Raw genomic sequence first — 21,782 nt, forward strand, 5'->3', positions numbered from 1 at the left:
GCGGCGTTTTCGTTTCTGGCTTTGGGTCAGCCGCGCAGCGCGCCGCCGGTGGCTTTGGTCACCTTCTCGATGATCCGCGCGCCGACCGCCTCGATCTCGGCTTCCTTGAGGGTCTTTTCCGTCGGTTGCAAACGCACGGTGATGGCCACGGACTTCTTGCCCGCGCCCATCTGCGCCTCGGCCTTGTCGCCGGTGAATTCGTCAAAGACGCGCACCTGATCAATCAGCGACTTGTCGGCACCAAGGGCGGCGTTGACGATGGTCAACGCCTCGACCGTATTGTCGACGACAAAGGCGAAGTCACGTTCGACCGCTTGCAGGTCGCGCATGACAAGCGCGGGGCGCGTAGCGCTGCTTTTGCGCGGTGCGGGCACCTCGGCAGGCCAGATGGTGAAGGCCACTGCGGGGCCTTTGACATCCATAGCGGCCAGCACTTTCGGATGTACCTCGCCGAAGACAGCCAGTGCTTTTTTCGGCCCAAGGCAGATCACGCCGTGCCGTCCGGGATGCCACCAACCGGCCCCGTTTCGCAGGATCTGCACGCGTTCGGGCGCGCCGAGAGCAGCCAGAACCGCCTCAGCATCGGACTTGGCGTCGAACAGATCAACCGCGCGCGATGCGCCATGCGGATCGCGCGGACCGGTGCGGCCCACCAGCAAGCCTGCCACCTGCACCACCTGTTGGCCCGGCTCTCCGCCGGTGAAGGCGTGACCCACCTCGAACAGCGCCAGATCCGCGAAACCGCGCGCCTGATTGCGGGCGGCGGCTTGCAGCAGGCCGGCCAGCAGATCGGGGCGCATATGGGACATATCGGCGCTGATCGGGTTGGCCAGCATCGTCGCATCCGTCCCGCCACCGAACAACGTGGCAGAGGTCTGATCAATGAAGCTGTAGCTGACGCATTCATTATACCCAAGCGCCGCCACCGTCCGCCGGGCGAGCTGCTCGCGCCGCTGGCCCAACGACAGGATCGGATTGGGCACACCCACATCCGCGCGCGGCAAGGGGCGGCCCACCAGCTTGGTCAATGAGGCGATCCGCGCCACTTCCTCGACCAGATCGGCCTCGCCCTGCACATCAGGGCGCCAGCTTGGCACCTGCGCCATGTTCCCTTCCAGCCGGAAACCCAGCTTGGTCAGGGTCTGGCGTTGTTCGCTTTCGGCGATATCCATGCCGACCAGCGACTTCACACGCTCGGGGTTCAGCTTGTAGGCGCGGCTGACATCCGGCACCTGACCCGCGACCACGACATGCGAGGCCTCACCGCCGCAAAGATCAAGGATCATCTGCGTCGCCAGATCAACCGCTTCCATGTTGAACGCGGGATCAATGCCCCGCTCGTTGCGATACCGTGCGTCGGAATTGATCTTGAGCGCGCGCCCCGTCATCGCGATCTGCACCGTGTCCCAGACTGCGGCCTCAAGAAACACATTCACGGTCTCAAGGGTGCAGCCTGTCGCCAGCCCGCCCATGATGCCCGCAATGCTTTCCACGCCGGTATCATCTGAAATCACGACCTGACCCGCGCCGAATGTATAGGTCTTGTCATCCAGACCTGTCAGCGTTTCGCCGCCCTTGGTCCGGTGAATACGCAGATCACCCTGCACTTTGTCCGCGTCGAAGACATGCAGCGGGCGATTACGATCGAAGGTGAAGAAGTTGGTGATATCCACCAAAGCCGAGATCGGCCGCAGCCCGATCGCGCGCAGCCGCGTTTGCAGCCAGTCGGGGCTGGGGCCGTTCTTGACTCCACGGATCAGACGGCCCGCGAAAACCGCGCAGCCGCCCACGCGCGTGTCCTCGTCGATGCTGACGTTGATCGGGCAGGGGAAGCTGCCCTTGATCTCGGCCTCTTTCGCGGGCTTGAGCGTGCCCAGACCGCGCGCAGCCAGATCGCGGGCAATGCCGCGCACACCCAGCGCATCGGGGCGGTTCGGGGTAATGGCAATCTCGATCACCGGATCGACCTTTGCGGGGTCGTTCTTGGCCAGCCAGTCGGTGAACCGCTCGCCCACCTCGCCCGATGGCAGTTCGATGATGCCGTCATGTTCCTCGGACAGTTCCATCTCGCGCTCGGAACACATCATGCCGAAGCTTTCGACCCCGCGGATCTTGCCCACGCCGATGGTGGTGTCAATGCCGGGGACGTAGGTGCCGGGCTTGGCGATCACCACGGTAATGCCTTCACGCGCATTGGGCGCGCCGCAGATGATCTGGGTCTCGCCCTCGTCGGTCAGCACCTTGCAGACGCGCAGTTTGTCGGCGTCGGGGTGCTTTTCGGCATGGACCACCTTGCCGATGGTGAAATCGGCAAGCTTCGCGGCAGGGTTCTCGATGCCTTCGACCTCAAGCCCCAGATCGGTGAGCGCATAGGTGATCTCGTCCACCGAAGCAGTAGTGTCGAGATGTTCCTTCAGCCAGGAGAGGGTGAATTTCATGATGCTGTCCCGTCTCGTTTGGTGGGTTTAGATCCACCCATGTCCTTGATGCGGCGGGATTTCCCGCGCGCCATTTATCGCGAAAGGCCGCCATGCAGCGTCGGCACATCCAGAGATGCAAAACCGTAATGCCGCAGCCAGCGCAGGTCTGAATCGAAGAAGGCCCGCAGATCGGGGATGCCGTATTTCAACATGGCAATCCGGTCGATCCCCATACCGAAGGCAAAGCCCTGCCATTCGTTCGAATCAATCCCGCCCGCTTGCAGCACCTTGGGGTGAACCATCCCTGAGCCGAGGATTTCCAGCCAGTCATCGCCCTCGCCGACCTTCAGCGTGCCGCCTTCCCATGAGCAGCGGATATCGACCTCGGCCGAGGGTTCGGTGAAGGGGAAATGCGAGGCGCGGAAGCGTAGTTCCACGTTATCTACTTCGAAGAATGCCTTCACGAATTCCTCAAGGCACCATTTCAGGTTGGCCATGGAAATATCGCGGTCAATCGCCAGGCCTTCGACCTGATGGAACATCGGCGTATGGGTCTGGTCGTAATCCGCGCGATACACACCGCCGGGGCAGATGATACGGATAGGCGCGCCATGCGCCTCCATCGAGCGGATCTGCACGGGGCTGGTATGGGTCCGCAGCACATGCGGCGGGCGGTCGTCGCCGTCCGCACGGTGCATATAGAACGTGTCCATCTCGGCCCGCGCCGGATGGTGCGAAGGGATGTTCAGCGCATCGAAATTATACCAGTCGGTGTCGATGCGCGGCCCCTCAGCCACCGAGAAACCCATATCGGCGAAAATCGCCGCGACCTCTTCGGAGACCTGCGAAATCGGATGGATCGTCCCTGCACGGCGGCCACGCCCCGGCAAGGTTACATCCAGCCATTCGGCGCGCAGACGCTCATCAAGTGCGGCATCGCCCAAGGCGGCCTTTTTAGCGGCCAGTGCGCTGGCGATCTCGTCTTTCAGCGCGTTCAGCGCGGGGCCTGCGATCTGGCGTTCCTCGGGGCTCATCTGGCCCAACTCGCGCATCTTCAGGCTCAACTCGCCCTTCTTGCCAAGAGCGGAAAGGCGCACCTCCTCGATGCTGCCCTCATCCGCGGCATTTGCGATCAGGTCCAGATATTTGCGTTTCAGATCGTCCATCACATGGCGTTCCTTGCTGTTTGGTCGTTAGCTGCCGCGGCATTGGCAGGTCCCGTTCATGCAAGAAGCCGCAAGACCCTGACAGGTCCGCGGCTTCCTTATTCTGCAACTCCGGTTGGAGTGGCTTACGCGAGCGCGGCCTTCGCCTGTGTGACGATGGCCCCAAACGCTTCGGGCTCGTGCACGGCCAGATCGGCCAGAACCTTGCGGTCCACTTCGATCCCGGCCAGTGCCAGACCGTTGATGAAACGCGAATAGGTCATGGTTTCATCGAATGCGCGCACACCGGCGTTGATCCGCTGGATCCACAGAGCGCGGAAATTGCGCTTGCGGTTGTGCCGGTCGCGGGTTGCGTACTGGTTGGCTTTATCCACGGCCTGCGCGGCAACGCGGAAAGTATTCTTGCGACGACCATAATAGCCTTTTGCGGCTTTGATGATCTTCTTGTGACGGGCGTGGGTAACGACGCCGCTTTTAACGCGTGACATATCAGATTCTCCTTAACGTGCGTACGGCATCATCGACTTGATGATTTTCTCATCAGGGGCCGACATGACTGTGGTGCCGCGGGCGTTGCGGATGAACTTCTTGTGACGCTTGATCATGCCGTGGCGCTTGCCTGCCTGACCGGTCAGGATACGTCCTGTCGCCGTCACTTTGAACCGCTTTTTGCAGCTCGATTTGGTCTTCATCTTGGGCATTTCCGTCTCCTTGACTTTGGGTCGGTTCACGCGCGACTCGGCATGCCACATTGGCCGGTCCCGCAGGTAAGAGCGCGCGATATACGAAGGATCGCTGCGGGTGGCAAGACAAAACCGCCCGAAAACACAACCCAATGGCGGCTGCCGTGTCAAAATCTGCGGTTCAGCCTTGCGGTCCCAGCGCGGCCAGTCCTGACGGATCAGAAAAGGCTGCCGATCACCTTGACGAAAACCTCCGGAATATCCGCGATGCGGTAGCCGCTGGGTTTTTGCGTCAAAGCGTAAAGTATGAGACCGCCCCCGACAACAAGCGCGATCATCGCTGTCCGAGGGGCGCGCCCCTCGGATACCGCGCTGACGATCGAGGGTGCCGACAGCACAAGGACAACAAGACCGACAACCAGAGCCAGATCGGTATTCAAATGCTACCCTCCATCAAGATGGCACAAACCAGCGATGATCGAGGCTACTCCGGATCGGTGGCGAAAATCAAACGTTCCGCACAAGGGGCAACGCGCAGGATATTGGTCGTGCCAGCTTTGTTGAACGGCACGCCCGCGATCACAAGAATCTGCTCTTCCTCGGTCGCGTAGCCCTGCGCCCGTGCCGCGCGCGCGGCATTGACCACGGCCATCTTGAAACGGTCAAGCGCCTCGGTCATCACGCAGTTGACACCCCATGTCAGGGCCAGCCGCCGCGCAGTGGCGCGCAGGCTTGTCATGGCGATAATCGGCACGCGGGGACGCTCGCGCGCAGTCAGCAAGGCGGTGGTGCCCGACTGCGTATAGCAGCAGATCGCCCTGATATTCGTAGTCTCGGCGATCTCGCGCGCGGCGGCGACGATACCGTCGGCAACGGTGGTGCGGTTGGCCTTGCGGCTGGCCTCGATCACCTCGCGGTATGTCGGATCGCTCTCGACCTCGATTGCGACATTGTTCATCGTGCTGACAGCCTCAACCGGATATTGCCCGGCGGCGGATTCCGCGCTGAGCATGATGGCGTCTGCGCCTTCATAGATGGCTGTGGCCACGTCTGAGACTTCGGCCCGCGTGGGCATCGGACTTTCGATCATGGATTCCAGCATCTGTGTCGCAACGATCACCGGCTTGGCAACCGACCGGCAGCGCCGGACAAGCCGTTTCTGGATCGGTGGCACGTTCTGCACGGGCAACTCCACACCCAGATCGCCGCGCGCGACCATAATGCCGTCACTGACCGCCAGAATGTCGTCAAAGCATTTCACAGCCGAGGGTTTTTCAATCTTCGACAGGATCGCTGCCCGTCCGCCCGCCAGTTCGCGGGCCTCGATCACGTCTTCGGGGCGCTGAACAAAGGACAGGGCCAGCCAGTCGACACCCAAAGCGCAGGCAAATTCCAGATCCTTGCGATCCTTGTCCGATAAAGCGGCAAGCGGCAGCACCACATCCGGCACGTTCACGCCTTTGCGGTTCGAGATAGTGCCGCCCACGGTCACCGTGCAATTTGCAAAATCGGGGCCGCAGCTTGTCACGGTCAGACGGATCTTGCCGTCATTGACCAGAAGGTTTGCGCCCTTTTCCAGTGCGGCAAAAATCTCGGGATGTGGCAGGCAGACGCGGGTTGCATCGCCTTCGGCCGGATCAAGATCAAGCTGGAAAGCAGCGCCTTCGACCAGTTCCTCTTCGCCTCTGGCAAAGCTGCCGACCCGCAGCTTCGGCCCTTGAAGATCGGCCAGAATCGCGATCGGGCTATCCAGATCTTTCTCGATCTGGCGGATGATGGCGTGACGCGCGCGGATATCCTCATGGGTGCCGTGGCTCATGTTCAGGCGGAATACATCTGCGCCTGCTTCGTGCAGCGCACGGATCATCTCGTAGTCGTTGGAAGAGGGGCCAAGTGTCGCCACGATCTTCACATTACGGTGCCGTCTCATACTTATGTCCCCTGATCTGGGTTGTTTTGCGGATGTTATCGCCATCAATCACCCAATCGCCGCGACTGTGCAATTCCATTCCCTTGTTATCTGTCCTAGGACTTCGCCAAAGGAAATGACAGCCCCATGACATACGCCCCATTCGAAATCATCGGTGCAGACAGATCGTCACGTTGGCTTGTGACCTGCGATCATGCAGCAAATACCGTGCCTGACTTTGTGGGCGGAGGCGATCTGGGGCTGGCGACCTGCGACATGGAGCGCCACATCGCCTATGATATAGGCGCAGCGGGTGTCAGTCGCGCTTTGGCCGATGCGTTGGGATGCCCCGCCATCCTGTCAAACTTCTCACGCCTCGTGATTGATCCCAACCGGGGCGAGGATGATCCGACGCTGTTGATGAAGCTTTATGACGGGACGATCATTCCCGCCAACCGGTATGCCGATGCGGATCAGCTTGAGATGCGGTTGAACCGCTGCTACCGGCCGTATCACACGGCCTACGCGGAACTTGCGGCGCGGCGCGCGGATACGGTGATCGTGTCGGTGCACAGCTTCACCCCGCAATTGCAGGGACGTCCGCCGCGCCCCTGGCATGTGGGAGTGCTTTATGCTGCCGATACTCGCCTGGCCCGTCCGCTACTTGCGCGGCTTCACGCGGAACCCGATATATGTATCGGGGAAAACGAACCTTATGGCGGGCATTTGCCCGGTGACGCGATCGCGCGTCACGCCATTGCATGGCAACGTCTGAATGCGCTGATCGAGATCCGCAACGATCTGATCGCAACACCCGATACGCAGATCCGCTGGGCAGAACGGCTTGCCCCGATCCTGCAACAGGCACTGGCCGATACCGGCCGGCCATGAAAGGAGAGTGACCGATGCAAGTCCAGACCCGCATTGAACTTGAGGCCGCAGCCTTCCGCGCCCTGCGCGACCACCTGATGGTGCAGCGCCCCGATGTGCAGAATATCGACATGATGAATTTGGCAGGCTTCTGCCGCAACTGCCTGAGCCGCTGGTATCAGGAGGCCGCCAATGCGCGCGGTATCGAGATGGGCAAGGAAGAGGCACGCGAGGTTTTCTATGGTATGCCCTATGACACTTGGCGCGCCCAGCAAGCCGAGGCCAGCCCCGAAAAACAAGCCGCCTTCAAGGTGGCTTTTGACGAGAACGTCACGAAAAAAGCGCCGAAGTAACCAGCGGCGCTTTTTTATCAAATATTCGTTCAGACGCCCAGACGCCCAGACGCCCGTTTTTAGACCGCAGCCTTGATGCTTTCGTCCAGATAGATCTCGCGCAGCCGCGCGGCAACGGGGCCTGGGGTGCCGTCACGCAGTTTTACACCGTCGATTTCGACCACCGGCATCACGAAAGCCGATGCAGAGGTGATGAACGCCTCATCTGCTTCCTGCGCCTCTGCAATCGTAAAGGGGCGTTCCTGGACCTCCATCTGCGCTTCGCGGGCAAAGCGCAGCACGGCCGCGCGGGTGATTCCGTGCAGGATATCATGGCTCAATTGGCGGGTGATGATCCGGTTGCCCTTGACGATATAGGCGTTGTTCGATGTGCCCTCGGTCACGGCACCGTCTTCGACCATCCACGCATCGTCGCATCCGGCTTTCTTGGCCATCATCTTGCCCATCGACGGATAGAGCAGTTGCACCGTCTTGATATCGCGCCGTCCCCAGCGGATATCCTCGATGCTGATCACCTTGATACCGGCTTTGGCCGCTGGGCTGTTTGCCAACCCCGGCTTGTTCTGGGTGAACAGCACCAGCGTTGGCGTGGTGGTTTCGGTGTCCGGAAAGGCGAAATCGCGATCACCCGCCGAACCGCGCGTGATCTGGAGATAGATCATGCCATCCTCGATCCCGTTCACGCGCACCAACTCGCGGTGGATATCCAGAAGGTCGTCGAATGCAGCGGGTTTTTGCATGTCCAACTCGTTCAGGGAACGCTCAAGCCGCACACGGTGACCCTCGAAGTCGATCAGCTTGCCGCCAAGCACGGATGTCACCTCATAGACGCCATCGGCCATCAGAAAGCCGCGATCAAAGATCGACACCTTGGCTTCGGTCTCGGGAAGGTATTCTCCGTTCACATAGACAGTACGCATGATCTGGTCTCCTGGTGTTGCGGGTGTCGCGGGTCAGCCCCAAAGGTCCGGTTCAGGCGGGTGCACCCCGGCATCATCGAATAAAAGCGGCGTGTCGCGGTCTTCGGCCAGAAGCAGCGGCCCGTCAAGATCTGTCACCATCGCGCCCTGTGCCACCAGTGTCGCAGGGGCCATAGCCAGCGAGCTGCCGACCATGCAGCCGACCATCACCTTGAAGCCCTGTGCAATTGCTGCATCGCGCAGGGCCAGCGCCTCGGTCAGACCACCAGTTTTATCCAGCTTGATGTTGACCACGTCATATTTGCCCACCAGATGCGGCAGGCTGTGCCGGTCATGGCAGCTTTCATCGGCGCAAACAGGCACCGGACGCTCCATTCCGATCAACACCTCATCCTGCGAGGCGGGCAGGGGTTGTTCCACCAGCGCCACGCCCAACCGCACCAGATGCGGGGCCAGATCCGCATAGACATCCGCCGACCAGCCCTCGTTCGCGTCCACGATAATGATGGACTTCGGCGCGCCCCGCCGCACGGCCTCAAGCCGCGGCATGTCGTCGGGCGTGCCGAGCTTGATTTTCAGCACAGGGCGGAACGCATGTTTGGCGGCTTGCGCCTCCATCTCGGCGGGTTCCGCCAAAGACAGCGTATAGGCTGTAATCTCCGGCTCGGGCTTGGACAGCCCCGCCAGTTCCCAGACGCGTTTGCCGCTTTGTTTGGCTTCAAGATCCCACAGCGCGCAATCCACCGCATTACGCGCGGCCCCTGCGGGCAGCAGATCATAAAGCGCCGCGCGAGTGATTTGTCCGCTCAGCCCTTCGATCTGCGCCGTAACAGAATCCAATGTCTCGTCATAGCGCGCATAGGGCACGCACTCGCCCCAACCGATGACTCCGCCATCGGTAATGCGCACGGTCAGAACCTGCGCCTCGGTCCGTGATCCGCGGCTGATCGTGAAGACCTGCGCCAGCTTGAACACATCCCGCTCAACTGTGATCTGCATGGTCCGTCCCCGTTTCATCTTGCTGCAAATACTCTGATCCTCCGGCACGACACAGTGCGCCAGAGGATATCAGTCAAAGACCTGTCAGATCGCGGCCAGCGCGTCCACCAGCTTGTCCGCGCCATAGCGGTAAGGGTCTGTCGCTGGCAGGCCAAGCCGCTTTTCCACATCGGCCAGATAGGCCTGCGCGTCTTCCTCGCTCATGTGCTGGGTGTTGATCGCGTAACCGATGACCTGACATGCAGGATTTGCGACCTTCGCCAGTTCCAGCGCTATGTCCCGCACCAGCTCAAGGCTGGGCAGTTTGTAGCCGGGCAGGCCGCGCATATGCTCGCGCGTGGGTTCATGGCACACGACCAGCGCATCTGGTTGCCCGCCATGGATCAGCGCCATGGTGACACCGGAATAGGACACGTGGAACAAGCTGCCCTGACCCTCGATCATGTCCCAGTGATCTGCATCGTTGTCAGGCGTCAACCATTCCACCGATCCGGCCATGAAATCCGCAATCACCGCATCAAGGGGCACACCGTCACCGGTGATCAGGATTCCTGTCTGGCCTGTTGCGCGGAAGCTGGATTTCAACCCCCGTGCTTTCATTTCGCGGTCCATGCACAGAGCCGTATACATCTTGCCCACCGAACAATCGGTGCCAACCGCCAGACACCGCTTCCCTGTGCGCTTCACCCCGTTGGCTATGGGATATTGGACAGAGGGCACCCGCACATCATGCAACTGTCGGCCAGTTGCTTGTGCGACCGCCACCAGATCAAGTTCGTCCCGCAGAAGGTTGTGCAGACCAGATGCAAGGTCGAACCCTTCCTCAAGCGCTTGCACCAGAACCTTTTTCCAGGCGGCCGAGATAATGCCGCCACGGTTGGCGACACCGATCACAAGCGTCTTGGCTCCGGCAGCGCGGGCTTCCTCCAGCGTCATGTCTGGCAGGCGCATATCGGCCTTGCACCCTTCCATGCGGAACTGGCCCACGGCATTTTGCGGGCGCCAGTCCTTGATCCCTTGCGCGACTTTGGCGGCCAGACTGTCAGGCGCGTCGCCCAGAAACAGAAGATACGGAGTCTCGATCATAGCGGTGGCCCTCTCACATGCGGTTTCGTCGCAGAGATTTACGGATTCTGCGCGGGATTGCATTGCGAATCCGTCAGCAGATTGCGCAATTGCACAAGATCCTCCGGCAGTTGATCAAATTACGCGCAGAATCTTCGAAATCATGGCTCGACTCGCGCGCTGGATGCGGCGTTGCAGCGTCATGCCGCGGCCGCAAAAGGCCCTTGCGTGAAGTCGCGCAATTTCATACCCAATGTCGGCAGAAAAACGTAATATCATTACCCGAAAGGACCACCCGATGAGCTTTCGTATCCAGCCCGCCGCGCCCGCCCGTCCCAACCGCTGCCAGTTGTTCGGACCGGGCTCGCGCCCTGCGATCTTCGAGAAGATGGCCACTAGCGCCGCGGATGTGATCAACATCGACCTCGAGGATTCGGTGGCTCCCTCCGACAAGGACTCTGCCCGCGCCAATGTTATCAAAGCCATCAACGAGATGGACTGGGGCAATAAATATCTGTCTGTGCGGATCAACGGTTTGGATACACCGTGGTGGTACCGCGATGTTGTCGATCTGCTGGAACAAGGTGGCGAGCGCCTGAACCAGATCATGATCCCCAAGGTTGGCTGCGCCGAGGATGTCTATGCCGTCGATGCGCTCGTGACGGCGATCGAACGTGCCAAAGGCCGCAAGACACCGATCACTTTCGAGGTGATCATCGAATCCGCCGCCGGTATCGCCCATGTCGAGGCGATTGCCGCCTCAAGCCCGCGCTTGCAGGCGATGAGCCTTGGCGCTGCCGATTTTGCCGCCTCGATGGGGATGCAGACCACGGGAATCGGCGGCACACAGGCCGATTACTATATGTTGCATGAAGGTGCGAAATACTGGTCCGATCCATGGCATTGGGCGCAGACCGCCATCGTTGCCGCCTGCCGGACGCATGGTATTCTGCCGGTGGACGGGCCTTTTGGCGATTTCAGCGATGACGAAGGCTTCCGCGCGCAGGCGCGCCGCTCGGCCACGCTGGGCATGGTCGGCAAATGGGCGATCCACCCCAAACAAGTGGCGCTGTCGAACGAGATTTTCACCCCGTCTGACGAGGCTGTCGCCGAGGCGCGTGAAATCCTCGCCGCGATGGAGCAAGCCAAGGCGCGCGGTGAGGGGGCGACTGTCTACAAGGGGCGTCTGGTCGATATCGCCTCGATCAAACAGGCCGAAGTGATTGTGCGCCAGTCCGAGATGATCGCCCGCTGATCCGCGCGGACTATCCTCCCCACCCCGCAGGCGGGGCGGTGGCAATTCGCGTATTTTCGGCAAGATCAAGCGCGGCTGTCGTCAGCCGCGCTCGTCTTTGGGTGAGCCCATGACAACGAATGACGTGATCGAATTGACCTGCGGCAAGGTGCCCAGCACATCGGTGTGAAAGCGTTTGTAGGCTGTGAGGTCCGCCGCTTCGATCCGAAGCAGATATTCGACATTGCCGGTGATGTTATGACATTCCCGCACTTCCGGCGCACGGGCGATGGATTTCTCGAAGGCTTCCTGTGCTGCTTTTGTATGCGTGTTCAGCCCGACCGTGATATAAGCGGTAAACCCGACGCCCATGGCTGCGGGGTCGAGAATCGCGCGATACCCCCTGATCACACCGCGCCGTTCCAGTTCCTGCACGCGCCTGAGACAGGCCGATGGCGACAGGCCCACGCGATCTGCAAGATCGGTGTTGCTGATGCGCCCGTTGCGCGAAAGCTCCCGCAATATATGAGCGTTTATTTTGTCTGTATCTGTCATTTGTTGCTATTTTTATCAAAAGATTTACATAAAAGCAATCTAATTGCGTGTGTAGTCGCATAATGTTGCATCATGACGCATGATGTTACTTTTGCCCTGACAGCCTTTGCATTCGTCTCGTCGATCACGCCGGGGCCGAACAATCTGATGCTGTTGACATCGGGCGCAAATTTCGGGTTTCGCCGGACCTTGCCGCATATGTTGGGAATCGGAATCGGTTTCGGTGTCATGATCGTTCTGGTCGGGTTGGGGCTGGTGCGGATTTTCGATGCCTTTCCAGTCGCCCATCTGGTGTTGACCGTTGTTGGAACTGCCTATCTTCTGTGGCTTTCGTGGAAAATCGCCAATGCCCAACCGCCTGATGCGGCGCGTGCCGGTACGAAGCCGTTCACTTTTGTTCAGGCAGCGCTGTTTCAGTGGGTAAATCCAAAAGCATGGCAGATGGCGCTTACGGCGATCACGCTTTATGCGCCTGACCGGACTGCCGTGGCGATCTTCTGGGTGGCGCTGGTTTTTGCGATGATCAATCTGCCTTCGGTCAGCATATGGACGGTTCTGGGTCAGCAAATGCGCCGCATTCTGTCCAAGCCCGGCCGTTTGCGCGCCTTCAACTGGAGCATGGCGGCGCTACTGGTGGCATCGCTGGTTCCCGCGATTCTTCCCAGATTAGGCTGAACCAGACAGGCCGGATTGCACGACCCCGTTGCATCCGTCGCCTGACAGGGTCATATACCTCACGTTTACAGGTGGAGTGAGCGCATGACCAACTACCTCGATTTCGAACGCCCCCTTGCCGAGATCGAAGGCAAGGCCGAGGAACTGCGCGCGATGGCGCGACAGAATGCCGAGATGGATATCGAGGCCGAGGCAGCGGCGCTGGACAAAAAAGCGTCCGATCTTCTTGTCTCGCTCTATAAGGATCTGACGCCCTGGCGAAAATGCCAGGTGGCGCGCCATCCCGACAGGCCGCATTGCAAGGATTACATCGAGGCACTGTTCACCGAATATACGCCCCTTGCCGGTGACCGGAATTTTGCCGATGACCATGCGGTCATGGGCGGTCTGGCGCGGTTCAACGATATCCCCGTTGTCGTGATTGGCCATGAAAAGGGCAATGATACCAAAAGCCGGATCGAACGGAATTTCGGCATGGCCCGTCCCGAAGGATATCGCAAGGCGATACGTCTGATGGACATGGCGCATCGCTTTGGCCTGCCAGTGATCACGCTGGTCGACACGCCCGGCGCCTATCCGGGTAAGGGAGCCGAAGAGCGTGGGCAGTCCGAAGCGATTGCGCGCTCGACCGAGAAATGTCTGCAGATCGGTGTGCCGCTGGTCAGTGTGATTATCGGAGAGGGCGGTTCTGGCGGGGCGGTTGCCTTTGCGACGGCAAACCGCGTGGCGATGCTGGAACATTCGGTCTATTCCGTGATCAGCCCCGAAGGTTGCGCCTCGATCCTGTGGAAGGATTCGGAAAAAATGCGCGAAGCGGCCGAGGCGCTGCGTCTGACAGCTCAAGACCTGAAAAAACTGGGTGTCGCGGATCGTGTTATCCCCGAACCCGTGGGCGGCGCGCATCGCGACAAGCAGGCCAGCATCAAGGCTGTGGGGGATGCCGTCAGTGCCATGCTGGCCGAGTTGGTTGACCTTAAAGGCAAAAAGCTGGTCGAGGACCGTCGTCGCAAATACCTTGATATGGGACGCAAGGGGCTGGCGGCTTAATCCATCAGCTTGCGAGCATCTTCAATCCCTGTGTCACGTCAGAGCGCACGGCCAGCCGTAGCCCGGGCTCATCGCCTGCTTTCAAGGCGGCAATGATCAGCCTGTGAAAATGCGGCGGGTCTTTGCGTTTCAGCCGCACATAAAGTGCGCGCATCGTCGGCCCCATTTGCAGCCAGACTGTTTCGGCCATGGCAAGCATCGCAGGGGCTTGGGCGCGCAGGTATAGTGTCCGGTGGAATTCCAGATTGGTGCGGATATAGGCCACCGCATCCTGACGCATCGCCGCGTCCCCGACGGCCGCGTTGATCGTCTGCAATCGCTCGATCAGCGCCATATGCGCGCGGGGCAGGGCGCGGCTGGCCAATTCCACCTCGATCAATGACCGCAGGGCCGCCAGTTCCTCGATCCGTTCATTGCTGAGTTCGGGCGTCGAGACGCGACCGGACGAAGACAGGGTCAGCGCACCCTCGGCCACAAGGCGGCGGACGGATTCGCGGGCGGGAGTCATGGAGACACCGTATTCCTTGCCGATGCCCCGCAGGGTCAGCGCCTGACCGGGGGCGATATCCCCGTGCATGATCCGGCTGCGAAGGCCACGAAAGACGCGGTCATGGGCATTCGGAGCGGGATCAGGGCGCGGTGTGACATTCAGCATGTCTTTATGTGATCACAAATCGGAAGAAGGTCAATTGGTGATCAGGCACCAAAGCGGTAGCGGTGCAGATCGCCGCCCTTTTCACGCAACCAGCGGCGCGGCGCGCGGTAGTCCCCGTAAAGGTCGCGCACAACCTGCCAGAACGCATCAGAATGGTTCATCTCGGCCAGATGCGCCACCTCATGGGCGGCAACATAGTTCAGCACCTCGGGCGGCGCCATGATCAGGCGCCATGAATACATCAGCCCCCCGTCCGCCGTGCAGGACCCCCAGCGTGATCGCGTGTCCCTCAGGGTCAGCCGCGCATAGGGCCGACCCAGTTGCGTGGCGTAATGGTCCGATGCGGCTGCCAGCCTGTCGCGTGCGGTCTGCTTGAGAAACCCCGCGATCCTTGCCGCAGCCCGTTCCGGTGTGCCTGGCACAAGCAACAATTCGCCCTCGGCCCGCACCAGACGCCCGCTTCCGCTGGCGATTCGCAATAGTCTACCTTCGAAAAGCAATTCACTATTGATTTCGATTCCTACGGGGGCGGGTTGGTCGTTCAGGTGTCGGCGCAGCCAGTCAGCCTTTTCATGTGCGAAAGCCAGCGCCTCGCGGTCGCTGGTCCGCAGCGGACAGGTCAGGGTCACACGCCCGTCAAGCCGCGATATCCGCAGCGAAATCCGCCGCGCCTGTGCGGTTTTCCGAAGGGTGATGGCCACCGGGGGGGTGCCCGGCAGGAAATGCTGTCCCATATGCCCTCCTCGGCAGGCGATGACGATGCGGTTAAAGCCTTTGACACGCTTGATCCGTTATGGCAGTTGGCGCGGATCGTCGACAAGACACAAGATTTGAAAGGGATATCCATGCCCAAGGAAGAATGGGGTGTAAAGCGCGTTTGCCCGACGACCGGCAAGCGTTTTTACGACCTGAACAAGACCCCGATTGTCAGCCCCTACACGGGCGAGGTTGTGGAATTCGATATCAGCAAAAGTCGCATGATTGCTGCTGATGCCGAGGACGCCGCGACAAAGAAAATGAAGGCCGCAAGTCTGGATTCCGATGAGGATGTTCTGGACGATGATGAGGTTGACGTCGAGATTGACGACGATCTGCTTGATGATGACGAGGACGACAATGTCTCTCTCGATGATCTGGCGGATGTCCCTGCAGACGACGACGAACTCTGAAGCCAACCACATGGTGCGGGCGGTATTTTCCGCTTGATCCCGCCCGCACCATTGCCTAAAGAACCGCGACAGTCCGAACAGGCTGTAAAGATGGGGCCTTAGCTCAGCTGGGAGAGCGCTTGCATGGCATGCAAGAGGTCAGGGGTTCGATCCCCCTAGGCTCCACCATCTCGCCTTTTGACGTTGAAATTTCCGCTATCACCTTGAACGGAAAGGCGGCTTCAGCGGTTCGATAACCCGAATTCAGCGAATACCGCAGAGACTCTGCAAAGGCCAGTCTGAGCACTGTTTTTTTGAAGGCCAAACTGACATTTTCGTAAAGATTCCAGGGACTTCCCAAAAACTCCAGCGCTGGTTCGATAAACTCCTCTAGCCTGCTCTTCGGCGGCACGATTCGAGTGGCTTATTCGGCCAGCAACAGCTTCTCGCGCTCCAGCTTGGCAATCTTGCCCTCATAGGCCTTGATGACGCTGGCGTTGTCAGCCTCGACGATCCGCTCCAAGAGCGGTTCGATCTGCTTTTCAGCATCTCGAAGCTGCCTTGCGATGTCTTCCTTCTCCCGATGCGCTTGGTTCAGGCGCATGTTCCATGCGTCCTTGAACATCGTTTTGGCAACCGTGAAGACCGTGCGCGTCGGCTGAAGGCTCTTCAGGATTTCTGCGAATCCGTCCTCAACCTTGTCGCGCGGGATCGATTTACGCTCGTTCTCACAAGCCAAGACCGCCACAACAGAAAGAGTCGCCGCGTAAGCGGCGGCTCCGCCCCTCATTGCAAGACAGGAGATTTTCCCATGACATCACAGACACACACCATCACATGGCGCGGCATCGCCACCGAGGTCACCCACACCCCCGCCACGTGGAGCGTGACCGATCACATCGAGCTGCGCACCACACTCAGAACGCCGCTTCCCGTCACCGAGTTAGGCTACCGCTCTGAATACTTCGCCCTTGGCAGTGTCGCCGAATACGGCGGCGCAGTTGCCTTCGTCACCGCATGGCTAGACCACGAGACCGCGCGCGCAGGCTGGCAAGGCGCACAGTTTTCCGTTCTCTAAGGGGGCAGAAAATTCGCGGCGCGCCTCACGACCAGCCGCTTTACGTCGCGAATGCTTCCACAGGCTCAACGAGTAGACAGAGACCTCGCGAAACTTCACACTACAGTTAGACGGATTGGGGGAATCAAAAATGCGTATCTGGCGTTTCGCTCTATCACTTAGTGTAGTGCTTGGCGTTTCGGCAACGGTGGCTGTAGGAAGCCCACGACTCGAATGTGCCGTTACGTCGCCTATGAAAGATCAAGCGGGCGAAGGCGGCTACGGTTTTGCGGCGTATTCCAACCTTGCGACATATGGAGATATGATGTGCTTGCAGCACATCTTAAGGAATTCTGAAGGCAATACTGCAACCAAAGTGTCTTGGTATGAGGCAACTAAAGAAGGTAAGAATACAATCATCAGCGTTCACACCCTGCCTGGATGCTACGATAATTTGCCAAACCAGGAATGCAACTGCAAAGAGATACCCTGCCAAGTCTCGCGTGAGTTCTACACCGAGAGTTTTGGCGTAAGGAACATACTTTCTACGGCTGAGTTCGGAATTCGGATCGGACAATATAGCGATGGTACAATTAGATCACGAAATATTGGCCAAGTATTCTTCTCGGAAGAAAAAGACGAAAACGAAAATGGCGGTTCACAAAAAATGCCTAACGATCCGTCGAAAAGTGACGGTCACGAGGAGTTGGGTCAGACGGATACAAGATATGCCCTTCTAAATGAGGGTGAGGATCAGTACTCTCGCATGACCACTCGCCTTTCCGGCTATCCCGTAGCACCAAACGGAGAATCGCTGTCTATTGACATGTACCTAAACTCACAGGCGTTTAAGGTGGGCGACGTCTATATGATTGATAATAGTATCAGCGTGGAGGCTGGGTTTAATCTCTTCTTTGTTGCGCCCATAGCGAATGCGCGCTCAGGTGATATTAATCTGGAAAATGGCACTGCTGCTGTGTCGTGGACTGGCTTCGAGCCCGAGGGTTTTAGTGATATTTTCCAAACGCAAAGCCAGTTGGCATCGCTAAGCGAAGGTGGCTTCCACAATTATGAAACAAGCAAGGTCGGCGTAAGTCCTAACGCAGAAATTGTGATTTTCATGAATGGAGAGATAATCCTTGAAGCGCAAGCTCCTGTCTACGTTGGTTTGGAGTGACGCACCATGGCGGGAATTCCAGACAGTCAGGTTGCAAAATGGATTGGTTTTATTTCTGGTGTGGTGGGTCTCGTGGGCTTGGTTGTGCCCGCAGTGACTGGCTTCGTCTCGGCAAGTTACGTATCTATCGCCGGCGTTCTAGGTATTGCTGGCGCGGTCGTACGTTTGTACACAAAGCGTGACGTCACTACTATCTCCTTGGGAATATGGTCGCTAAAGGTTGTGTTGTTGTTGATAGCTTTTTCTGTATGGATTGCACTTACAGTTCTTGGAAATCCAGAACTTATAAAAGGGTACGTTTCCCTGAATCAATTACATCGAGCTGTTATAGAATTTTTCGAGATTTATAGCCTCTTGACTTGTATTTTTGTTGCAATTCTATCATATCTGATTGTCGATTTATTGTATTCATTAGTTAAAGGGGTTTTTTGATGACATTGAGTTCGGATTATCATTGATAAGTACTGGCATTTACCGCTCTCGTTGACGGGTGGCTTTGGAGGCGCAGTATTGGCCTCGCAAAGCTCATTAGTTCTTGGCGCAGTGTGCGCGGCGGGCGGCGTTATCGTATGCGCGCAGGCAGCAAAATCAGCCCTTACGAGCAACGACTCACGTACCAAAGAACACCCAAGTTCCGATCCTCATCTTTAAGGGTCGCGGCTGACCTCACGGCCAGCCGCATCAGGACTTATGGACCTGGCGCACGGGTCGCCAGCTCATCTTCTACGTTTCGCATCGTCACAAGCGCTTCGCGCTGTTCCTGCGAGCCGCGCGGGGCGGCAGTGAAGGCGATGAACGCTTCTTTGCGCAGACCGTACAATTTAGGCGTGCTCAGCGTTGCTGCTTCAAACCGAGAGACAAGTTTCATGTCATCCTCCTTTGGCTTCAAGGAGGCTCCGAACCATTCAGAGCCTTTCGGCTCGCACCCATCATCATCGGCCAGTGAAGGCCTCTGATGGTTCGGAGGTGACGCGAGAACGCCACAGGCGGATGCGCAGGGAACGCGTCTGCAGGTTGCGGCTGCTATCGCCCAAAGCACCACAGGATTGATCTCGGGTTGATCGGAAAGAACAGGGTATCGGGTTTGCCCCGTCCCGAGCGCACCAAGGACAGCGCCAGCGTTTCCAGATGCGGATGGTCGCCACAAGATGCGCGCGACACGAAGCAGGGCATAAGGGATGCCAATGGCTGAAGGGCAGTCGCCGTTTTTCTGACTGCGTAGCTCTCACCCCTCTGATCCGGGCGGGCTTGTATGAAAATACCCAATAATCGCTCTGCGATTTCCTTGGCCGAACGCAGCACGGTCGTCAATGGCCTGCTCGCACCACCTGGATGCGCCAGCCGTGTTGACCGTGAATTCCGAGCCTTTGCCTTCGGCCTGAAGGGAGGGCATTAGCAAGCCACCCCAAACAAAGGAGATGAGATCCTGGCACGCGAGAAAACGAAAACTACCCCAGCACTTAACGCACCCGACTTTCTGGCTTGGCACGTCACGCAGAGAGGCGAGAAGTCCTTCTGGAACAAAGTCGGCGCAGCTTGGGCGCACAAGGACGGACAGGGCTACACGCTTCAGCTTGAGACTTGCCCGATCAACGGGCGGATCGTCCTGCGGGCTCCGCTCGAAGATACCCCACCGCAAAACGAAGGGCGCTCCTAGAGCGCCCTTACTCGGGAAATGCTGCCCATTCCGAGCCCTCGAAGTTTACACCACTTCCGACGATAACTGTGCCGCCCTTGGCGTTGGAGTGGAGAATGCGCACCCACCCACGCTCAGGACTGACCAAAAGCGTAAAGAGGTAGGGGTCGGGATCATCATCTTTGCTTAGCCCTCTGCCGTGGATAAGGGGGTAAAATCCCACACTGCCGAGCTCGAAGAGCTTTTCGACGTAGGTCGCGCAGCTGTCCACGTTTCGGTTCCAGCGATCTGCTGCAGCTTTGCATGCAACATCCTCTTCACGATAGTCGAATACGAAATCGTGGACCTGGTGCTCAAGCAGTTCGGGATCGGGTGGTTTTCCACGTGCCGTAAGCTCATCTGCAGTTTCGGCTATCGTCCGCTGCAGAGCGATTGCCATCATGGCATCTGTCACCTTGATCGGTCCGTCTCCAAAATCTGCCGTGGTGAAGTTTTCGTGGAGTTTTCGATGCCGACTAAAGTCCGCGAGGGCAAGGCGATCGCCAGTTGCTCGGACACATATCTTGGTGTTGCCTCCATCTGCGGTAAGCCGCCCTTCTGCGCGTATGAGAGCCCATCCGCCGCCAATACCTTCGCCCGCAATGAATACACGCAATTGTTCGGTCGTGCCGTCCTCATGCTCAAAGCGGCTTTCGAAGCGGGCGGGCACCGAGTAACCAAATTGGCCGACGACAACAGCGAAAGCTTGATCAGGGTTTCCACAAGCGTTCAGAAATTTCGGATTGGCATAGGCAGTCGAACTCTGCAGCGAGATCACAGCTGCTGATGCTAAGATTCCAAGGTATTGAAAAAAATGCATGACCCGTAGCGTAGCAGACGACCCGCAAAGCGAACAAGATTTTTTCCCTGCCCGCCGCGGCACCAAAGGCGAACGCACAGAGACCGTCGCCCTCGCGCGCGCTTGATTGCAGCATCGCTCGGCGCGGCATTCTTCCCGCGCGAAGCCGAGAGGATCGCGCAAGAACCGATCTTCCAGACCGCGCGGCATCGCCCAGCCGTGGTCTATGTAGAGCTGGCGCGACACGTCCCGTAGCTTGATCTTGTAGTGGTTCATGTTGATCGCTCGCAACCGCTCGCTGTCGATCCGCGACCAGACGGCATGAGGTGTCGCCGCCCGTCCTTTTCGTGGAAGACGATGGCGCGGGGCTGGCCTTCCAGCCCGAGCTTCGCCTCGACTTGCTCGATGGCTTTCTCGAAGTCCTCGATGGACGCATTCGCGCCCTCGGGCGGGTTGAAGCTCATCGATAACAGATGCTTTCGCAGCGCGTTCCCCGTGCAATGGCATCGACTTCGCCGAATGCCTCGACCAGACCATTATTGATGAAGCCGCGCCCATCATGCAGTTCAAGATGATCGTTGTCTCGCATAGCCAGAGGGTAGCGGGCGAGGTGCGGGGCATTGCCGCGCTTCTTGCGGCTGCATGCTTTCCGGTTGTGAAAACCGTCCCCAGGCCAAACCGAAAGGACGCGCTTTGATGCAAGCGTTGCGTTGCCAGTCCGCTCCGGCCTGCACCAAATCGGCCTAAGCCTGTCATAATCTGCTTACGCGGGCTCAAAAGCTTGTGATATCTTTCGATACACCAACGGACGCTGACCCACGGATGCGCGGTGCGTTTGCTGGTCTGTACGCATGGTGTGGTGGCGCCCAGACAAGTATCCGGGACGCTTCTGATGGAGAAGAGGGACTAAATGATAAAAGAATTCAGGGAGTTTATTGCCCGTGGCAATGTGATGGACATGGCGGTGGGGATCATCATAGGGGCGGCGTTTACGGCCATTGTCAGCTCGATGGTGGCTGATCTGATCAACCCGATCATCAGCCTTTTCATTGGCGGGATCGATTTTTCCGGCATGTATGTTCTTCTGGGCAGCGGCGAGTATGCCTCGATTGCGGCGGCAGAAGAAGCGGGTGCTGCGGTGTTTGCTTATGGCCGCTTTATCATGGCGGTGATCAACTTTCTGATCGTTGCCTTTGTCGTATTCATGCTGGTCAAAGCTGTCAATCGGGCACGGGAATCCGCGGTCAAGAAAGCCGAAGCTGCACCGGCTGCCCCTGCCGGTCCCAGTGAATTGGACATTCTGATCGAGATCCGCGATGCGCTGAAGAAGTAGGCAAAGCTTGCTGATAAATCCTCACAAGCCTGTGAGGTGCGT

The 21,782-nt window shown here is 58.7% G+C and carries 26 protein-coding genes and 1 tRNA gene; 11 read left to right on the plus strand and 16 right to left on the minus strand.

The genetic code is table 11. The features are described from left to right. Positions 1 to 26: 26 nt before the first annotated feature. From pheT to pyk, 6 genes are all read right to left on the minus strand, one after another. A complete protein-coding gene (pheT, locus tag K7H22_RS04395; protein ID WP_230799529.1) occupies positions 27 to 2,438 on the minus strand; it encodes a phenylalanine--tRNA ligase subunit beta in 2,412 nt (803 codons plus the stop codon). Positions 2,439 to 2,512: 74 nt separating this feature from the next. Then, positions 2,513 to 3,586 carry a phenylalanine--tRNA ligase subunit alpha gene (gene pheS, locus K7H22_RS04400; protein WP_230799530.1) on the minus strand — a complete coding sequence of 358 codons (1,074 nt, stop codon included), beginning with the start codon at positions 3,584 to 3,586 and terminating at the stop codon, positions 2,513 to 2,515. 125 nt (positions 3,587 to 3,711) lie between these two features. Then, positions 3,712 to 4,074, minus strand: a complete 363-nt coding sequence (rplT, locus tag K7H22_RS04405; protein WP_230799531.1) for a 50S ribosomal protein L20 — start codon at positions 4,072 to 4,074, stop codon at positions 3,712 to 3,714. Positions 4,075 to 4,086: 12 nt separating this feature from the next. Continuing rightward, positions 4,087 to 4,287, minus strand: coding sequence for a 50S ribosomal protein L35 (rpmI, locus tag K7H22_RS04410; protein WP_230799532.1), 201 nt, complete (start codon positions 4,285 to 4,287; stop codon positions 4,087 to 4,089). 200 nt (positions 4,288 to 4,487) lie between these two features. Continuing rightward, the gene (locus tag K7H22_RS04415; protein ID WP_230799533.1) at positions 4,488 to 4,709 is read right to left on the minus strand and encodes a hypothetical protein; all 222 of its coding nucleotides are present in this window, start codon (positions 4,707 to 4,709) and stop codon (positions 4,488 to 4,490) included. A gap of 44 nt (positions 4,710 to 4,753) precedes the next feature. Continuing rightward, positions 4,754 to 6,199 carry a pyruvate kinase gene (pyk, locus tag K7H22_RS04420; protein ID WP_230799534.1) on the minus strand — a complete coding sequence of 482 codons (1,446 nt, stop codon included), beginning with the start codon at positions 6,197 to 6,199 and terminating at the stop codon, positions 4,754 to 4,756. Between the two features lie 126 nt (positions 6,200 to 6,325). On the opposite strand from pyk, the gene K7H22_RS04425 reads away from it, so the two are divergent. Both K7H22_RS04425 and K7H22_RS04430 read left to right on the plus strand, forming a co-directional pair. Next, positions 6,326 to 7,069: an N-formylglutamate amidohydrolase gene (locus K7H22_RS04425; protein WP_230799535.1), complete on the plus strand. Its 744-nt coding sequence runs from the start codon at positions 6,326 to 6,328 to the stop codon at positions 7,067 to 7,069. Between the two features lie 14 nt (positions 7,070 to 7,083). Continuing rightward, on the plus strand, positions 7,084 to 7,401 hold the full coding sequence (locus tag K7H22_RS04430; RefSeq protein WP_230799536.1) for a DUF1244 domain-containing protein: 318 nt from the start codon (positions 7,084 to 7,086) through the stop codon (positions 7,399 to 7,401). 59 nt (positions 7,402 to 7,460) lie between these two features. On the opposite strand, the gene K7H22_RS04435 is transcribed toward K7H22_RS04430, so the two are convergent. From K7H22_RS04435 to dgcN, 3 genes are all read right to left on the minus strand, one after another. Further along, positions 7,461 to 8,321 (minus strand): D-amino-acid transaminase, encoded by an 861-nt coding sequence (locus tag K7H22_RS04435; protein WP_230799537.1) that lies wholly within the window; start codon positions 8,319 to 8,321, stop codon positions 7,461 to 7,463. 33 nt (positions 8,322 to 8,354) lie between these two features. Further along, complete coding sequence (dgcA, locus tag K7H22_RS04440) at positions 8,355 to 9,320, minus strand: N-acetyl-D-Glu racemase DgcA (protein ID WP_230799538.1); 966 nt, start codon at positions 9,318 to 9,320, stop codon at positions 8,355 to 8,357. Between the two features lie 84 nt (positions 9,321 to 9,404). Then, complete coding sequence (gene dgcN / locus K7H22_RS04445; protein ID WP_230799539.1) at positions 9,405 to 10,406, minus strand: N-acetyltransferase DgcN; 1,002 nt, start codon at positions 10,404 to 10,406, stop codon at positions 9,405 to 9,407. Positions 10,407 to 10,683: 277 nt separating this feature from the next. Here dgcN and K7H22_RS04450 point away from each other — a divergent pair, with 277 nt between their 5' ends. Continuing rightward, positions 10,684 to 11,640: an L-malyl-CoA/beta-methylmalyl-CoA lyase gene (locus tag K7H22_RS04450; RefSeq protein WP_230799540.1), complete on the plus strand. Its 957-nt coding sequence runs from the start codon at positions 10,684 to 10,686 to the stop codon at positions 11,638 to 11,640. An 81-nt stretch (positions 11,641 to 11,721) separates the two neighbouring features. On the opposite strand, the gene K7H22_RS04455 is transcribed toward K7H22_RS04450, so the two are convergent. After that, a complete protein-coding gene (locus K7H22_RS04455) occupies positions 11,722 to 12,174 on the minus strand; it encodes an Lrp/AsnC family transcriptional regulator (RefSeq protein WP_230799541.1) in 453 nt (150 codons plus the stop codon). 72 nt (positions 12,175 to 12,246) lie between these two features. On the opposite strand from K7H22_RS04455, the gene K7H22_RS04460 reads away from it, so the two are divergent. Further along, positions 12,247 to 12,849, plus strand: coding sequence for a LysE family translocator (locus tag K7H22_RS04460; RefSeq protein ID WP_230799542.1), 603 nt, complete (start codon positions 12,247 to 12,249; stop codon positions 12,847 to 12,849). A gap of 84 nt (positions 12,850 to 12,933) precedes the next feature. Beyond that, positions 12,934 to 13,896 carry an acetyl-CoA carboxylase carboxyltransferase subunit alpha gene (locus K7H22_RS04465; RefSeq protein ID WP_230799543.1) on the plus strand — a complete coding sequence of 321 codons (963 nt, stop codon included), beginning with the start codon at positions 12,934 to 12,936 and terminating at the stop codon, positions 13,894 to 13,896. A gap of 4 nt (positions 13,897 to 13,900) precedes the next feature. Here K7H22_RS04465 and K7H22_RS04470 read toward each other — a convergent pair whose 3' ends face one another. Both K7H22_RS04470 and K7H22_RS04475 read right to left on the minus strand, forming a co-directional pair. Next, positions 13,901 to 14,548: a GntR family transcriptional regulator gene (locus K7H22_RS04470; RefSeq protein WP_330165837.1), complete on the minus strand. Its 648-nt coding sequence runs from the start codon at positions 14,546 to 14,548 to the stop codon at positions 13,901 to 13,903. A 44-nt stretch (positions 14,549 to 14,592) separates the two neighbouring features. Then, a complete protein-coding gene (locus K7H22_RS04475; protein WP_230799545.1) occupies positions 14,593 to 15,285 on the minus strand; it encodes a M48 family metallopeptidase in 693 nt (230 codons plus the stop codon). A gap of 111 nt (positions 15,286 to 15,396) precedes the next feature. On the opposite strand from K7H22_RS04475, the gene K7H22_RS04480 reads away from it, so the two are divergent. Beyond that, positions 15,397 to 15,720 carry a TIGR02300 family protein gene (locus tag K7H22_RS04480; RefSeq protein WP_230799680.1) on the plus strand — a complete coding sequence of 108 codons (324 nt, stop codon included), beginning with the start codon at positions 15,397 to 15,399 and terminating at the stop codon, positions 15,718 to 15,720. Positions 15,721 to 15,812: 92 nt separating this feature from the next. Next, a tRNA-Ala gene (locus tag K7H22_RS04485) sits at positions 15,813 to 15,888 on the plus strand. 235 nt (positions 15,889 to 16,123) lie between these two features. Here K7H22_RS04485 and K7H22_RS04490 read toward each other — a convergent pair. After that, a complete protein-coding gene (locus K7H22_RS04490; protein ID WP_230799546.1) occupies positions 16,124 to 16,489 on the minus strand; it encodes a hypothetical protein in 366 nt (121 codons plus the stop codon). Between the two features lie 21 nt (positions 16,490 to 16,510). On the opposite strand from K7H22_RS04490, the gene K7H22_RS04495 reads away from it, so the two are divergent. From K7H22_RS04495 to K7H22_RS04505, 3 genes are all read left to right on the plus strand, one after another. Beyond that, positions 16,511 to 16,777, plus strand: coding sequence for a hypothetical protein (locus tag K7H22_RS04495; RefSeq protein WP_230799547.1), 267 nt, complete (start codon positions 16,511 to 16,513; stop codon positions 16,775 to 16,777). Between the two features lie 130 nt (positions 16,778 to 16,907). Further along, positions 16,908 to 17,933 (plus strand): hypothetical protein, encoded by a 1,026-nt coding sequence (locus K7H22_RS04500; RefSeq protein WP_230799548.1) that lies wholly within the window; start codon positions 16,908 to 16,910, stop codon positions 17,931 to 17,933. A 6-nt stretch (positions 17,934 to 17,939) separates the two neighbouring features. Beyond that, complete coding sequence (locus K7H22_RS04505) at positions 17,940 to 18,365, plus strand: hypothetical protein (RefSeq protein WP_230799549.1); 426 nt, start codon at positions 17,940 to 17,942, stop codon at positions 18,363 to 18,365. Between the two features lie 256 nt (positions 18,366 to 18,621). Here K7H22_RS04505 and K7H22_RS04510 read toward each other — a convergent pair whose 3' ends face one another. The 3 genes from K7H22_RS04510 to K7H22_RS04520 all read right to left on the minus strand — a co-directional run bounded on the left by K7H22_RS04510 (position 18,622) and on the right by K7H22_RS04520 (position 20,871). After that, positions 18,622 to 18,801 (minus strand): hypothetical protein, encoded by a 180-nt coding sequence (locus K7H22_RS04510; RefSeq protein WP_230799550.1) that lies wholly within the window; start codon positions 18,799 to 18,801, stop codon positions 18,622 to 18,624. A gap of 796 nt (positions 18,802 to 19,597) precedes the next feature. Further along, positions 19,598 to 20,683, minus strand: coding sequence for a hypothetical protein (locus tag K7H22_RS04515; RefSeq protein ID WP_230799551.1), 1,086 nt, complete (start codon positions 20,681 to 20,683; stop codon positions 19,598 to 19,600). After that, positions 20,680 to 20,871, minus strand: coding sequence for a hypothetical protein (locus K7H22_RS04520; protein WP_230799552.1), 192 nt, complete (start codon positions 20,869 to 20,871; stop codon positions 20,680 to 20,682). The genes K7H22_RS04515 and K7H22_RS04520 overlap by 4 nt, the downstream gene beginning before the upstream one ends. Positions 20,872 to 21,317: 446 nt before the next feature. Between K7H22_RS04520 and mscL the strand changes: the two genes are divergently transcribed. After that, positions 21,318 to 21,740, plus strand: a complete 423-nt coding sequence (gene mscL / locus K7H22_RS04525; protein WP_230799553.1) for a large conductance mechanosensitive channel protein MscL — start codon at positions 21,318 to 21,320, stop codon at positions 21,738 to 21,740. Positions 21,741 to 21,782 lie beyond the last annotated feature (42 nt).

The sequence above is a fragment of the Seohaeicola saemankumensis genome, assembly GCF_021021435.1.
Classification (GTDB): Bacteria; Pseudomonadota; Alphaproteobacteria; order Rhodobacterales; family Rhodobacteraceae; genus Seohaeicola.